The organism is Thermomonas mangrovi (assembly GCF_028201335.1).
In the GTDB taxonomy this organism is placed as follows: domain Bacteria; phylum Pseudomonadota; class Gammaproteobacteria; order Xanthomonadales; family Xanthomonadaceae; genus Thermomonas; species Thermomonas mangrovi.
In genome coordinates this window covers 156,247-170,818 of record NZ_JAPEVV010000008.1, presented here as the reverse complement: position 1 = coordinate 170,818, position 14,572 = coordinate 156,247, and the positions used below count along the sequence as shown (strand labels likewise).

Below are 14,572 nucleotides of genomic sequence, written 5' to 3'. Positions count from 1 at the left end.
GGGCGCGGGGGCGGCACGGCGGGCCGGCGCGACGTCGGCCAGCGGGGGCGGCGGAGGCGGTGGCGCGACCATCGGACGCTCGATCATGCGCACGTGCATCGCGCCGTCGGCGTCGGCAGCCGGTGCGGACGCCGCGGCGGGCGCGGACGCCGGCTGGGTCGCCGGCGGGCGCAGCTGCCAGGTCAGGCCGGCCGCGATCGCGACCGTGGCCGCGACGCTGGTGGGCAGGATCCAGCGCCGTTGCCGCACCGGGGGGCGTTTCGGGGCTGGGGCCGGAGTCGCGATCGCGGCCCGGGCCGCGCCGAGGATGCGCGCATCCAGTGCCGGGCCGGGCTCGGTTCGGCCATGCAGGCGCGGCAGGCCGGCCGCAACGGCCTGTTCCTCGGCATCCAGCGGCGGGCGCGGCTGGCGGATCATGCCGGCAGCCTCGCGCGGAGCTTGTCCATCGCGTAGCGCAGGCGCGACTTCACCGTCTCGCGCCCGACCCCGGTCACGTCGCCGATCTCCTCCAGCGTCAGTTCCTGTTCCAGCCGCAACAGCAGGACCTCGCGTTGTTCCACGGGCAGGTCGTCCAGCGCCAGCTGCAGCTCGCGCCGGCGCTCGAACTCGGACAATACGCGCTCCGGCGTGTCGGGATCGGCAAGGCGGGCGGTGCGCAGGTCGGCGTCCTCGGGCGGCGGCGGGCGATGCTTGAGCGCGCGCCAGTGATCGCCCAGCCGGTGGTGGGCGATGGTGTACAGCCAGGTGGCGAAGCCGGCTTCCGGGGTCCAACCGGCGCGTGCGGCGATCACCCGTTGCCAGACGTCCTGAAACAGTTCGTCGGCGAGGGCATTGTCGCGCAAGCGGCGCAGCAGGTAGCGGTACAACTTCAGGCGGTGGCGGGCGTAGAGGACCTCGAAGGCGACGGCATCGCCCGCCGCGTAGGCGCGCATCAGGTCTTCGTCGCTGGCATCCGCCGGGTCCACGCCCGCCAGCCTAAGGCCGCGGGGCGGGGCGGGGAAGGGCGACATGCGCTGGGCTGCGGATCGAACGGCCATGCCCAAGGCCAACGCGCGAACGACTGCGGCGGGGTTGCCGGTTCCTGCGCCGGACCGCGTGGTCCGCAGTATGCTCACGTGCATGAACGGGGTGGAAGCCGTGCCAGCGCCGAGCAACACCCCTGGGACGTCCGAAGATCGCGACGCGGTCGAGCGTGCGCAGCTGCGGGCGCAACTGGAGGCAGCGGAACGGCGCATCCAGGCTCTGCAGCGGTCGGAACGCCTGCAACAGGCGCTCTACGAAATCGCGGACGTCTCGGCCGGCGACCTGGACACCCAGGACATGTTGCGGCGGATCCACGCCATCATTGGCGAACTGATGTACGCGGAGAACTGCTACATCGCGCTCTACGAAGGCGAACACGAGGCGGTCCGGTTCCTGTACTTCGTCGACCAGCACGATCCCTATGTCAACGACCCCGATGCCGACATCCCGGTGGCGGAGGGCGAGAACAGCCTGACCCTCACGCTGCTGCGCCGGGGCGAGCCGATGATGGGGCCCTCGACCCTGCTACGCGAGCAAAGCGGCATCCCCTGGGACCGCGAAAACGGGCCCGACAGCGCCGATTGGCTGGGCGTGCCGATGCTGCGCGAGGGGCGCGTGGTCGGCGGCATCGTGGTCCAAAGCTATGAACGCCCGTCGGTGTATTCCGACGACGACCGGGCGCTGCTGGCCTACGTGGCGCAGCACATCCTGGCCGCACTCGACCGTCACACCGCGCGCGAGCGGCTGGAACAGCGGGTCGAGGCGCGAACGCGCGAACTCAAGCAGGCCAACCTGGACCTGCAGGCGGAAGTGCTCGAGCGGCAGCGGGCGCAGGAGGTGCAGCGCGCGCTGTTCCGGATTGCCGAACTCTCGATCGCGAGCGCCACGCTGGAGCAGTTCTACGCCGAGATCCACAAGGTCGTCGGCGGGCTGCTCTACGCGCGCAACTTCTACATTGCGATGCTGAGCGACGACGGCACGATGCTGGAGTTCCCGTATTCGGTCGACGAGCGGGACACCCTGCGCGAGGCGCGCGAGGTCGGCAAGGGGCTCACCGAGTACGTCCTGCGCAGCGGCAAGCCTCTGCTCGCCGACCGCGCGCGGATCCGCGCGCTTGAGGCATCCGGCCGCGTGCAGAGCCGGGGCGCGCTGGCGCATTGCTGGTTGGGGGTGCCGCTGCACCGCGGCGACCGGGTCGTCGGCGTGCTGGCCGTGCAGAGCTATGCCGCCGAGATCAGCTTCAGCGGGCGCGACCAGGAGCTGTTGACCTTCGTCGCCTTCCACATCGCCAACGGACTGGCGCGCAAGCAGGCCCAGGATCGCCTGGTGCAGGCGCATGCCGGGCTGGAGCAGCGCGTCAGCGAACGCACCCGCGAACTGGCCGAGGCCAATGCGGAACTCATGGAGCAGATCGGCGAGCGCATGCGCGCCGAGCGCAAGCTGACGTACCAGGCAAGCCACGATGCATTGACCGGCTTGCCCAACCGCGCCCGCTTGCTGGAACGCCTGGGGCATGCGGTGGCGGCCGCGCGCGGTGACGGCGAAGCCTGCTTCGCCGTGCTGTTCCTGGACCTCGACCGCTTCAAGCTGATCAACGACAGCGTGGGCCATGTGGTCGGCGACGAGTTGCTGGTCGAGGCGGCGCGCAGGATCGTGGGCACGGTGCGGGCGAGCGACATGGTGGCCCGCCTCGGTGGCGACGAGTTCGCCATCCTCGCCGAGCGCCTCGATGGTCCGTCGATGGCGGAGGACCTCGGGCGGCGGGTGCTGGCCGCGCTTGGCGCGCCGGTCTGGATCGCCGGCCGCGAACTGTTCCCCACCGCCAGCATCGGCATCGCGATGTGGCACCCGCGTTACGGCAGCGGCGAGGACATGCTGCGCGACGCCGATGCCGCGATGTACCGGGCGAAGGGCGAGGGTCGCGACCGCTGCATGCTGTTCGACGAACAGATGCGCGCGCAGGTGGTGCGGGCACTGGACCTGGAGGCGGACCTGCGGCGCGCGATCAACGCGGATGCGTTCGAGCCGCACTTCCAGCCGATCGTGCGGATGCGCGACGGCGCGGTGGTCGGCCATGAGGCCCTGCTGCGTTGGCGCCACGAGACCCGCGGCTTGCTGGCGCCGGACGAATTCCTCGACGTCGGCGAGGACAGCGGGTTGATCGAGCAGGTCGACTGGCTGGTCTACGCGCGGGTGATCGCCTGCATGGCGCATGGACTCGAGGACGGTTACGTCGCGATCAACGTCTCGCCGCGGCACTTCCGCGCGCCGGGGTTCGGGCAGCGGTTGCTGTCATTGCTCGACGAGGCCGGGGTCGCGCCATCCCGCCTGCGCATCGAGATCACCGAAGTCGCCTTGCTCGAGGACGCCCCGCGGGTGAGCCGCACCCTGGGCCTGCTGCGCGAGCGCGGCGTGCTCGCCCAGCTCGACGATTTCGGCACCGGCTTCTCCGCCCTGTCCTACCTCCACCGGTTCCCGATCGCCGCGCTGAAGATCGACCGCAGCTTCGTGTCCGACCTGGGCGGCGAAGCCCGTAGCGAAAGCCTCGCGGTGGTGCGCGCGATCATCGCGCTGGCAGACAGCCTCGGCATCGAGATCATCGCCGAAGGCGTGGAAAGCGAGGCCCAGCGGGCGCACCTGCTGGACCTGCAATGCACGTATGCGCAAGGCTTCCTGTACGGGCGCCCGGAGCCCCTGGCGCGCTAGTCCGCCACCGCGGTGGTCGGCGTGGCCTGCATCCCGCGCACCGCGTCCACCAGTTGCACGAACTCGGCGCGCTGGCCCCCGCGGTCTTCGCCGCGCGCCCCGCGCGCCAGCGCCGCGATCGCGTCCAGCGACCAGCCGTCCATCCGCATGCCGCCGCGCAGCGCATCGGCGAAGCCGGCGACCGCGGCCGCGAAGCGCAGCGATTCGCCCGGCGCGGCCTGCAACTGGTCGCGGCGGATCGGTGCCTCGACCAGCCGGCTGGCGCTGCCCTGCGGCAACTTGTAGCGCAGCCGCAGGTGCGCGATCTCCTCGCCGCGCGCGTCGCGTCGCACTTGCGTGGGCGAAGCGGGCGTGCCGGCATAGCGCAGCGGCGGCAGCCGGTCCGCGCCGCTGCCGACCGGGGTGAGCTCGTACAGCGCGGTCACCTGGTGGCCGGCGCCGATGTCGCCCGCATCGACCTTGTCTTTGGCGAAATCCTCGTTCCTGAGCGCGCGGTTCTCGTAGCCGATCAGGCGGTACTCGGCGACCTGCGCCGGGTTGAACTCGACCTGGACCTTCACGTCGCGGGCGATGGTCAGCAGGGTCGCCTGCATTTCCTCGACCAGCACCTTGCGCGCTTCCTGCAGGCTGTCGATGTAGGCATGGTTGCCGTCGCCGACGTCGGCCAGGCGCTCGGCCATCGCATCGTTGTAGTTGCCGTCGCCGAAGCCGAGCGTGCTCAGCGCCACCCCGGACGCGCGCTGGTCGCCGACCAGGGTCTCCAACGCCTGCTGGTTGCTGATGCCGACGTTGAAATCGCCGTCCGTGGCCAGGATCACCCGGTTCACGCCACCCTTGACGAACGACTGCTTCGCCATCGCATACGCCAGCTGGATGCCTTCGCCGCCATTGGTGCTGCCGCCGGCTTCAAGCTGTGCCAGCGCGGCGAGGATCTCGCCGTGGCGATCGCCCGGCGTCGGTGGCAGCACCAGCCCGGCCGAGCCGGCATAGACCACGATGGAGACGCGGTCCTGCGCGCGCAGGTGCGGGACCAGTTGGGCGAACGCCTGCTTGAGCAGCGGCAGCTTGCCGGGTGCGTCCATCGAGCCGGAGGTGTCGATCAGCAGCACCAGGTTGGCGGGCGGCAGGGTCGCCTTGGGCACGTCGTAGCCCTTGATGCCGATCATCAGCAGCTGGCGCTTCGCATTCCACGGCGCGGGCGCGAGTTCGGTGGTCACCCGGAACGGTTGTTCGCGGGTGGCCGGCGCCGGATGCGCGTAGTCGAAGTAGTTCAGGAATTCCTCGGCGCGCACCGCGTCCGCCGGCGGGCGCACGCCTTGCCGCAGCATCCGCCGCACGTTGGCGTAGCTGCCGGTGTCGACGTCGATCGAGAAGGTGGAGACCGGCTGCTCCCTGGTCCGGCGCACCGGGTTGTCGTCGCGATGTTCGTAGCGTTCGGTGTTCTCGACCGGTGCGAATCCGGCTGGCGCGGTCGGCATCGGCGCGACCATGCGCGCGGCCATCCGCGGCGCGGCGACGGACACCGTGTCCAGCGTGGCGGCTTCCGCGGCGGCGACCGGGGGAGGCGGGGGCGCGGGCGAGGCGCCGACGGCGATGGACGCGGACGCGTCGGCGTCCGCCGCCTCGGGTGGCGCGGTGGTGCTGCAGGCGGCGAGCGCGACGAGGATGGCGGCGGCGAGGAACTGGCGTTGCATGGGTGTCTCCCGTGGCGTGGACGCCTCGGTGAACGCACCAGCCTGGCGAACGGGGTTGCGCCTCAGTCGCGCAGCACCAACAGGCGCTCCTCGGTCATGTCGTGGATCGCCCAGCGCACGCCTTCCCGGCCGAGGCCGGAGTGCTTGACCCCGCCGTAGGGCATGTTGTCGACGCGGAAGCTCGGCACGTCGCCGACCACCACGCCGCCGACCTCGAGCCGGTCCCAGGCGCGCATCGCATGGGCGATGCTGCCGGTGAACACGCCGGCCTGCAGGCCGAAGTCGCTGTCGTTGACCCGCGCCAGCGCATCGTCGAAATCGTCGAAGGCCTCCAGGCAGGCGACCGGCCCGAACGCTTCCTTGCGCTGCAGGTCGGCGTCGCGCGGTACGTCGCGCAGCAGGGCGGCGGGGAGCATGTTGCCGCGACGCTTGCCGCGAACCAGCGCGGTCGCGCCACCGGCGATCGCGGCATCGATCCAGCCATCGATGCGCTTGGCCGCGTCTTCGTCGATCACCGGGCCGATGAAGGTGGCCTCGTCGCGCGGGTCGCCGGCCTTGAGCTTCCTGACCGCGGCCGCGAGCTGCTTCGCCAGCGCGTCGTGGTGGTCGCGATGGACCAGGATCCGCTGCACGCTGATGCAGCTCTGCCCGCTCTGGTAGTAGGCGCCGAACACCAGGCGCTCGACCACCTCGGCCAACGGCCGGCCCGGATCGGCATCCACGATGCAGGCGGCGTTGCCGCCGAGTTCCAGGGTCACCTTCTTGCGCCCGGCGCGGGCCTTGAGGTCCCAGCCCACCAGCCCCCCGGTGAAGCTCAGCAATGCGATGCGTTCGTCCTCGGCGAGCGCCGCGGCGTCCTCGTTGCTGCAGGGCAGGATCGAGAACGCACCGGCCGGCAGGTCGGTTTCGGCCAGCACTTCGCCGATGATCAGCGCGCCCAGCGGGGTCTTCGCGGCGGGCTTGAGCACGAACGGGCAGCCCGCGGCGATCGCCGGGGCGACCTTGTGCGCGACCAGGTTGAGCGGGAAGTTGAACGGGGTGATGAAGCTGCAGGCGCCGATCGGCACGCGCCTGGTCATGCCGCGGTAGCCGCGGGTGCGCGGCGAGATCGCGAGCTCCAGCACTTCGCCGCCGATCCGCACCGACTCGTCGGCAGCGATGCGGAAGGTGTCGATCAGCCGGGTCACTTCGCCGCGGGCGTCGCGGATCGGTTTGCCGGCCTCGATGCACAGCGCCAGCGCGAGTTCCTCGCTGCGGGCCCGGAAACGGGCGACGCAGTGTTCCAGCACGGCGCGGCGCGCATCCGGCGGGAAGGCGGCCATCGCGGCCCGCGCACCGTGGGCCGCGGCGATGGCGGCGTCGATCGCCTCCGCGTCCGCGAATGCGCAGCGCGCCACGCGCTCGCCGCTGAACTTGTCGACGACCTCCAGCGCGGTGTCCGCCTGCACCGGGCGGTTGGCGAGGTAGTAGGGCCAGCGCTTGCGCTTCAGGGTCGATGTCATGCCTCGGGCTCCTTGCCTTCCACGCGCAGGTCGAGGCGGCCGTCATGCAGGCGCGCCTGCAGGCGATCGCCGGCGGCGACCGCGTCGATGCCACGGACCACGCGGCCTTGCGCGTCCTGCAGGATCGCGTAGCCGCGCGCCACCGTCGCCAGCGGGCTGATCGCGTGTAGCGACCTGGCCAGCCCGCGCAACTGCAACGCGTGGTGGCGCAGCTGGTGGGCGAGCAGTGTCTGCGGCTGCCCGCGGAGCGCGAGCAGGCGTTCGCGCAGGCGCTCGATGCGCCGCCGCGGGTGGGTGGCGCGCAGCACGGCCTCGGCATGGCCGAGGCGCGCGCGTTCGCCCTGCATGCGATGCCGCAGCGCACTGTCCAGGCGCAGGCGGGCCTGCATCGCGCGTTGCCGCAGTGCGGCCAGCCGCGCTTGCGGCCGCAAGGCCTGCAGCCGCAGGAAGGCGTGGTCGACGCGCTGCGCGCGCTGGCGCGCGGCCTGCGCGACGATGCCGTCGAGTTGTCGGTGCAGCGCCTGCAGCCGCGCGGCCAGGTGGGCGCGGTCGGGGACCAGCAACTCGGCGGCGGCGGAGGGCGTGGGTGTGCGCAGGTCGGCGGCGAAGTCGGCGAGGGTGAAATCGGTCTCGTGGCCGACTGCGGACACCACCGGCACCGGCGAGGTCGCGATCGCGCGCGCCAGCGCCTCGTCGTTGAACGCCCACAGGTCTTCCAGCGATCCGCCGCCGCGGGCCAGCACCAGCACGTCGTAGCGGCCGCTGTCGGCGGCCCGTTGCAGCATCGCGCGGAGCTGGGCCGCCGCGCCGTCGCCCTGCACCGGGACCGGCAGCACATCCACCTCGACCAGTGGGAAACGGCGCCGGAGCACGCTGAGGATGTCGCGGACCACCGCGCCGGAGGGCGAGGTCAGCACGCCGAGGCGGCGCACGTGGGCGGGCAGGGGGCGCTTGCGCGCGGCATCGAACAGGCCTTCGCCCTCCAGCCTGGCCTTGAGTTGCTCGAAGGCCCGGCGCAGCGCGCCCTCGCCGGCGTCCTCCAGGCCATCGCAGACCAGCTGGTAGTCGCCGCGCGCCTCGTACAGGGTCAGCCGGCCACGGGCGACCACCTTCAGCCCCTCGCGCGGTACGAACGAGAGCCACTGGCTCTTCGGCCGGAACAGGGCGCAGCGCACCTGCGCGCGGGCGTCCTTGAGGGTGAAGTAGAGGTGCCCGGAGGCCGGCCGCGACAGGTTGCCGATTTCGCCCTCCACCAGCACCAGCGGGAAGCTGCCCTCCAGCAGGTCGCGCGCCAGCGTGTTCAGCTGGCTGGGGCTGAGGACGTGCGCGGATGACGGCTCTGGCATGTGCGCAGACTAAACTACGCGCCATGAGCAACGCGTCCATTCCCGCCGATCCATCCCCCGCCGACGACCAGGGGCGCTTCGGCTCCGCGCCGCGCCGCGCCACCCGCCAGGTCGCCATCGGCGGGGTCATGGTCGGCGGCGCCGCGCCGGTGGTGGTGCAGTCGATGACCAATACCGACACCGCCGACATCGCCGCCAGCGTGAAGCAGGTCGCCGAGCTCTGGCGCGCCGGCTCGGAGCTGGTGCGCCTGACCGTCAACAACCCGGAATCGGCCGCGGCGATCCCGCGCATCCGCGACAAGCTGGCGATGATGGGCGTGTCGGTGCCGCTGATCGGCGACTTCCACTACAACGGGCACCAGCTGCTGGCCGCCGAGCCGGCCTGCGCCGAGGCACTGGCCAAGTACCGGATCAACCCCGGCAACGTCGGCTTCGGCAAGAAGAAGGACACCCAGTTCGCGCAACTCATCGAGTTCGCCATCCGCCACGGCAAGCCGGTGCGGATCGGGGCCAACTGGGGCTCGCTGGACCAGGCCCTGGCTGCGCGCCTCATGGACGAGAACCACGAACGCGCGGTGCCGTGGGACGCCAGCCGGGTGCTGCGCGAGGCGCTGATCCGCTCCGCGCTGGATTCCGCCGAACGCGCGGTCGAGCTGGGCCTGCCGCGGGAGCGGATCGTGTTGAGCGCCAAGGTGAGCGGCGTGCAGGAGCTGGTGGCGGTGTACCGCGACCTCGCCGCGCGCAGCGATTTCGCGCTGCACCTCGGCCTCACCGAGGCCGGCATCGGCAGCAAGGGCATCGTGGCTTCCAGCGCCGCGCTGGCCGTGCTGCTGCAGGAAGGCATCGGCGACACCATCCGCGTCTCGCTCACGCCGGAGCCCGGCGCGCCACGCACGCAGGAAGTGGTGGTGGCGCAGGAGCTGCTGCAGACCATGGGCCTGCGCGCCTTCACCCCGATGGTCACCGCTTGCCCGGGCTGTGGCCGCACCACCTCGGAGTTCTTCCAGGAACTCGCGAAGGTGGTGCAGGAGCATGTCCGCGCCAAGATGCCGGAGTGGAAGATCACCCGCCCGGGCGCCGAGAACCTGACCCTGGCGGTGATGGGCTGCGTGGTGAACGGGCCCGGCGAATCGCGCCACGCCAACATCGGGATCAGCCTGCCGGGGACGGGCGAGGCGCCGGCCGCGCCGGTGTTCATCGATGGTGAAAGGTCCGTCACCCTGCGTGGTGCGAACATCGCCAGCGAATTCATCGGGTTGATCGACGCCTATGTCGAACGGAAATTCGGGGCACCGCCTACCGCATGAGCCTGCGGAGGCCGCCGCCGCGCTCCGCGAGGACGCGCGCTTCGGCCTGGGGTTCCTGCGCGAACGCTGGCGACGGCTCCTGCTGCTGTTCGCGGGCCTGCTGCTGCCGCTATGGGGCTTCGGCGCACTGGCCGCGGAGCTGCATGAAGGCGAAGCGTTCGCATTCGATGCGCCGCTGCTGCTGTTCGCGCGCGATCTGGCCACGCACGGCTTCGATCGCTTGTTCGTGGCGGTCTCCGCCCTAGGCTACGAATGGGGCGTGGTGCCCGTCGACCTGGCGCTGGTCGCCTGGCTGGGGCTGAAGCGCTGGAAGCGGGAGGGGTTGTTCGCCGGCCTCGCGCTGGGAGGCTCGGCGCTGCTCAACCTCGCGACCAAGCAGTGGTTCGCGCGGGAGCGTCCGTCGCTGTGGGCGTCGATCGCGCCGGAGGCGACCTACAGCTTCCCGAGCGGCCACGCGATGGGTTCGATGACCCTGGCCTGGGTGGCGGTGCTGCTGGCCTGGCGCACGCGCTGGCGGCTTCCGGTCGGCGTCGCCGCGGTGGCGTTCGTGGTGCTGGTGGGCATGTCGCGCATTTACCTCGGCGTGCACTATCCCTCGGACATCCTCGCGGGATGGTGCGCCGCCAGCGCGTGGGCGGTCACCTGCTACCTGCTGGTGTTCCGCGGATTGCGACCCTGGCGGGAGACGGCGGTCAGTCGCTGACGCGCACGCGGTTGCGGCCTTCGCTCTTGGCGCGGTAAAGGGCGGCGTCCGCCGCGGCCATCAGGGCCGGGCGGGTGTCGCGCTGCGGCGCCAGCGCGGCCACGCCGATGCTCACGGTGATCCGTTGCGCCTCGCCGCCCGGCGCGAACAGGGTGCCTGCGACCGCCTCGCGCAGGCGGTCCGCAAGCAGGGCCGCATCGGCGGCCGTGCACTCGGGCAGCAACAGCGCGAACTCTTCGCCGCCGATCCGCGCGGCGACGTCGTCGTTGCGCGCATGCCGGCGCAGGACCGCGGCGACCTGGCGCAGGACCTCGTCGCCCCGGATGTGGCCATGGCGGTCGTTGATTGGCTTGAACAGGTCGACGTCCAGGATGCACAGCGACAACGGACGCCCGTGGCGAATCGCGCGCGCGATCTCCTTGTCCGCCAGTTCGGCGAAATGCCGGCGGTTGCACAACTCGGTGAGCGCGTCGTGGGTGGCGAGCTGGTAGATCTCCTCGTGGTAGCTCGCCTCCACGCTGTCCTGGCTGATGAACTTGAGGATGCTCTCGCCGACCGTGACTTGGTCGCCGTCGACCAGCTCGCGTTCGCCGTGCAGCTTGGCGTCGTTCAGGCGGGTGGTGTTGGTCGCCCCGAGGTCGGCGATGCGGTAGGCGTCATCGGTCCGCCAGATGCGGCAATGGGCGCGCGACACGCTCTGGTGGGCGATGACCAGGTCGGCTTCGCTCGAGCGGCCGACCAACACCGGCGCGTCGCCGATGTCCGCGCGCCGCCCCAGGCCCTCGCCATGGATCACGACCACGCAGGCCGAGCGCCGCGCTGGCCGCAGCGGGCCGGGGCTGTGCAGCGTGCGTTGGGTGGTGTCGTACGGGGATTCCATGGGCGCTCGCGGACTACCGGGGCCAGTGTATAGCGCGTGGCGCGATGGTGGGCACGTAGAATCCGGCCAAGGGGGGCGCATGGGACAGGACCGGCAGGACGACCAGGAACGGACCGCACTGCTCGAGACGCGCACGCGTGCCGTGGGCCCGGATGGCGATGGCGCCGCCGCGTTGCTGGCGCCGGGCATGCGCATCGGTCGTTACCGCATCGATGCCCTGGTCGGGCAGGGCGGGATGGGCGAGGTCTACCGCGCCGAGCAGCTCGAACCCGTGCGCAGGACGGTGGCGCTCAAGGTCTTGCGCGCGCAGACGCTCGATGCGCGGCACCTGGCCTACTTCGAGGTCGAACGCCAGTTGCTCGCGCAGATGCGACATCCGGCGATCGCCCAGGTCTACGATGCCGGCACCACCGCCGAAGGCCATCCGTTCTTCGCGATGGAGTTCATCGAGGGCAGCCCCGTCACGCGCTTTTGCGAGGCGCACGCGGTGCCGCTGCCGCAACGCATCGCATTACTGGTGCGGATCTGCGAAGGCGTGCAGCACGCGCACCAGAAGGGCGTGATCCATCGCGACCTCAAGCCGGCCAACCTGCTGGTCGACGAGGTCGACGGGCGCGCGCTGCCGCGGATCATCGACTTCGGCATCGCCACCGCCAGCAGCCTGACCGAGGGCCGCGAGGTCGCCGGCACGCCGGCCTACATGAGCCCCGAGCAGGCCGCCGGCGACCAAGCGCTGGTGGATACCCGCAGCGACGTGTACGCGCTCGGCGTGGTCCTCAGCGAACTGCTGATCGGACATCGGCCGCTGTCGGCCGGCGAGACGGTCACCGACCAGGCGCGCACGCTGCGCCTGCCGTCCGAGCAACTGGCGACCTTGCCGCCGGACGAGGCCGGGCGCCTGGCGCATGCGCTGGGCCAGCCGTTGGCGCGGATGCGCCGGACCCTGCGCGGCGAACTGGACTGGGTGGTGGCCAAGGCCATGCGCCACGACCGCAACGCGCGCTACGCATCCGCGGCGGCGCTGGCGGACGACCTGCAGCGTTTCCTGGATGCGCGTCCGTTGCAGGCCGTGCCGGCCACCCGCCGTTACCTGCTGCGCAAGTTCGCGCAACGCCACCGCGCGGGCATGCTCGCCGCGAGCGTCGCCTTGCTGGCCCTGCTCGGCGGGTTGGGCCTGTCCGTCTACGGCCTGTTGCAGGCGCGCACCCAGCGTGCGGTGGCCGAGCAGCGCAGCGCGCAACTGGAGCAGGTCGCGGCGTTCCAGCAGTCGATGTTGGAGGGCATCGACATCGAATCGATGGGCGTGGGCATGGCGGACGCGCTGCGCCGCCAGGTGGCGGCGGCCAAGCCCGGCGACCTGGCCGGGTTCGAGCAGGGGCTGGCGCATGCCAGCCCGGCCGACGTCGCGCGCGGGTTGGTCGACCACGACATCCTGGCCGGTGCGGGGCGTGCGATCGACCGCGATTTCGCGGGCCAACCGCTGCTGGCGGCGGATCTCCGCGAGTCGGTGGCGCGCGTTCGCCAGGCCTTGGGCTTGCCCGCCGAGGCCGCCGCCGAGTTCGCACGCGTCGCCGAGGCGCGCACGCGCTCGCTCGGCCCGCGCGATCCCGCGACCCTGCGAGCGCGCCAGCAGCAGGCCTCTGCGTTGCTGGAGGCGGCGGATGCCAAGTCCGCGCTGGCCCTGGCGCAGGCGACCCTGGCGGCAGGCGCCCAGCTGGCGCCGGCCGATCCGTTGCGGCTGCGCCTGCGCCTGCTCGAAGCCGATGCGGTGGCCGCGCTGGGCGATCGCGCGCGCGCGCGCGCCTCGCTCGAGCGACTGCGCGCGGATGCGCTGGAGCTGCGCGGCGAACGCGACCCGGCGACGATGGACATCACCAACAACCTCGCGATCCTGCTCGGCCGGATGGGCGAGCCCGAAGCGGGAAGGCGCCTGCTGGAAGGGCTGGTGCCGTTGCGCACGCAGGTGCTGGGCGAGGCGCACGCCGACACGCTGTCGTCGCTGCACAACCTGGCGGTGATGCGGATCATGACCGGCGACAAGGTTGGCGCGGTCACGCTGCAGCGCGGGCTGGTGCGGATCCAGACCCGACGGCTCGGCGCCGAGCATCCGCACACCCTGGGCGAACGCGGCAACCTCGCCTCGATGCTGACCGACAGCGGCCAGCTGGAGGAAGCCCTGCCGATCGCCCAGTCGGTGCTGGAGGCCCGCATGCGCGTGCTGGGGGCGGCCCATCCGCAGACCCTGCGCGCCCGCCTGAACCTGGCCACCGTGCATGCGCGGATGCAGCGCTTCGATGCGGCCATCGCGCTGCAGCGCGAGGTGGTGGACGCGCGCCTGCGGCTGCTCGGCGCACGCCATCCGGACACCCTGTTCATCGAACTCAACCTGGCCGCCACCCTGCATCAGGCCGGACAGTCGCGGGCCTCGCTGGACCTGCTGGCGCGGGTCCTGCCGCTGGCCCGGGAGGTGCTCGGCGACAAGCATCCGCAGGTGCACATGGGCTACGACATCCGTGCCCAGGACGCCGCCGACCTCGGCGATGGCGCGCTGGAGGTCGCATCCTGGCGGACCCTGCTGGACCTGCGTGCCGCCGCCTTCGGCGCTGCGGACGCGCGGACGGTCGATGCGGCCTGGCAACTGGAGGGCGCCCTGCGCGCGCGGGACGCGACCCGCGAGGCGGACGCGATCCGCCAGCGCTTCGTGCTGCCCTTGTTGCGGGCGGACCCCGGATCGCTCGACGAGGCGCGCGCGGCGAAGCGCCGCGACATCGAGCAGACCGAACGCGAGGAAGCGCGCGCCGCGGCGGCTCAGCGGGTGGCGGCGTCGGCGGGCAGGTAGGCCTGCGGCAACGGCTGCGAGGCGGTTTCCGGCGCCCATGCGAGCGACACGATCCACCAGCGGCGCCCGTCGTGCATCAGCTGGATGCTGTTGATGCCGCGGATCGGCGCGCCGCCCGCGGCGACCGTGCCCTCGTAGGTGCTGAACACCTGCGCGAGGTGGCCGAAGCGTTCGGTACGCCGGGCCAGCTCGCGTTCGCGGAAGCCGCGTTCGACCAGCAGCGGGCCGGACAGGGCGACATAGTCGTTCACTGCCAGCAGGCGGATGCCGACGCTGCCGTCGGCGCGCTCGCCGATCGGCATCATCCGCGCGCCCGGGATGAACAGCGAACGCAGCCGGTTCCAGTCGCGCGCCTGGCCGACCGGCCCCGAGATGACGGCATACAGCGCACCGAGGATGGCGTCGATGCTCTCGACGTCGGCCTCCGCCGCGGCGGGCGCGCTGGTGGCGACCGGGTGGTCGGGCGTCGGCGGCGCGGATTGGGCGTAGGTCGTGGCCGGCAACGAGAGCAGGGCGGCGAGCAGGAGGGCGGGGCGCATGGCGGCATCCAGGTCGGGACTGGCGCAGGGATA

The 14,572-nt window shown here is 72.0% G+C and carries 10 protein-coding genes and 1 pseudogene; 4 read left to right on the top strand and 7 right to left on the bottom strand.

Going from position 1 to position 14,572, the window contains the following annotated elements; all coding sequences use genetic code 11:
• Together ON759_RS12490 and ON759_RS12485 are read right to left on the bottom strand one after the other, a co-directional pair.
• A pseudogene (locus ON759_RS12490) lies at positions 1-417 on the bottom strand (hypothetical protein); the annotation flags it as partial.
• Positions 414-1,010 carry an RNA polymerase sigma factor gene (locus ON759_RS12485; RefSeq protein ID WP_271680718.1) on the bottom strand — a complete coding sequence of 199 codons (597 nt, stop codon included), beginning with the start codon at positions 1,008-1,010 and terminating at the stop codon, positions 414-416. The pseudogene ON759_RS12490 and the gene ON759_RS12485, both read right to left, overlap by 4 nt.
• A gap of 109 nt (positions 1,011-1,119) precedes the next feature.
• On the opposite strand from ON759_RS12485, the gene ON759_RS12480 reads away from it, so the two are divergent.
• Positions 1,120-3,729 (top strand): EAL domain-containing protein, encoded by a 2,610-nt coding sequence (locus ON759_RS12480; RefSeq protein WP_271680717.1) that lies wholly within the window; start codon positions 1,120-1,122, stop codon positions 3,727-3,729.
• On the opposite strand, the gene ON759_RS12475 is transcribed toward ON759_RS12480, so the two are convergent.
• The 3 genes from ON759_RS12475 to xseA all read right to left on the bottom strand — a co-directional run bounded on the left by ON759_RS12475 (position 3,726) and on the right by xseA (position 8,271).
• Positions 3,726-5,423, bottom strand: a complete 1,698-nt coding sequence (locus tag ON759_RS12475) for a vWA domain-containing protein (protein ID WP_271680716.1) — start codon at positions 5,421-5,423, stop codon at positions 3,726-3,728. The two genes, ON759_RS12480 and ON759_RS12475, sit on opposite strands and share 4 nt — an antisense overlap.
• 62 nt (positions 5,424-5,485) lie before the next feature.
• A complete protein-coding gene (locus ON759_RS12470) occupies positions 5,486-6,913 on the bottom strand; it encodes an aldehyde dehydrogenase family protein (RefSeq protein WP_271680723.1) in 1,428 nt (475 codons plus the stop codon).
• 8 nt (positions 6,914-6,921) lie between these two features.
• Positions 6,922-8,271: an exodeoxyribonuclease VII large subunit gene (gene xseA, locus ON759_RS12465; RefSeq protein WP_271680715.1), complete on the bottom strand. Its 1,350-nt coding sequence runs from the start codon at positions 8,269-8,271 to the stop codon at positions 6,922-6,924.
• A gap of 23 nt (positions 8,272-8,294) precedes the next feature.
• Here xseA and ispG point away from each other — a divergent pair, with 23 nt between their 5' ends.
• Together ispG and ON759_RS12455 are read left to right on the top strand one after the other, a co-directional pair.
• A complete protein-coding gene (gene ispG, locus ON759_RS12460) occupies positions 8,295-9,578 on the top strand; it encodes a flavodoxin-dependent (E)-4-hydroxy-3-methylbut-2-enyl-diphosphate synthase (RefSeq protein WP_271680714.1) in 1,284 nt (427 codons plus the stop codon).
• A complete protein-coding gene (locus ON759_RS12455; RefSeq protein WP_271680713.1) occupies positions 9,541-10,281 on the top strand; it encodes a phosphatase PAP2 family protein in 741 nt (246 codons plus the stop codon). The genes ispG and ON759_RS12455 overlap by 38 nt, the downstream gene beginning before the upstream one ends.
• Here the strand turns inward: ON759_RS12455 and ON759_RS12450 are convergent.
• Positions 10,271-11,161 carry a GGDEF domain-containing protein gene (locus tag ON759_RS12450; protein WP_271680712.1) on the bottom strand — a complete coding sequence of 297 codons (891 nt, stop codon included), beginning with the start codon at positions 11,159-11,161 and terminating at the stop codon, positions 10,271-10,273. The two genes, ON759_RS12455 and ON759_RS12450, sit on opposite strands and share 11 nt — an antisense overlap.
• 79 nt (positions 11,162-11,240) lie before the next feature.
• Here ON759_RS12450 and ON759_RS12445 point away from each other — a divergent pair, with 79 nt between their 5' ends.
• Complete coding sequence (locus ON759_RS12445; protein ID WP_271680711.1) at positions 11,241-14,000, top strand: protein kinase domain-containing protein; 2,760 nt, start codon at positions 11,241-11,243, stop codon at positions 13,998-14,000.
• Here ON759_RS12445 and ON759_RS12440 read toward each other — a convergent pair.
• Positions 13,970-14,539 carry a hypothetical protein gene (locus ON759_RS12440; RefSeq protein ID WP_271680710.1) on the bottom strand — a complete coding sequence of 190 codons (570 nt, stop codon included), beginning with the start codon at positions 14,537-14,539 and terminating at the stop codon, positions 13,970-13,972. The two genes, ON759_RS12445 and ON759_RS12440, sit on opposite strands and share 31 nt — an antisense overlap.
• Between the last annotated feature and the right edge of the window lie 33 nt (positions 14,540-14,572).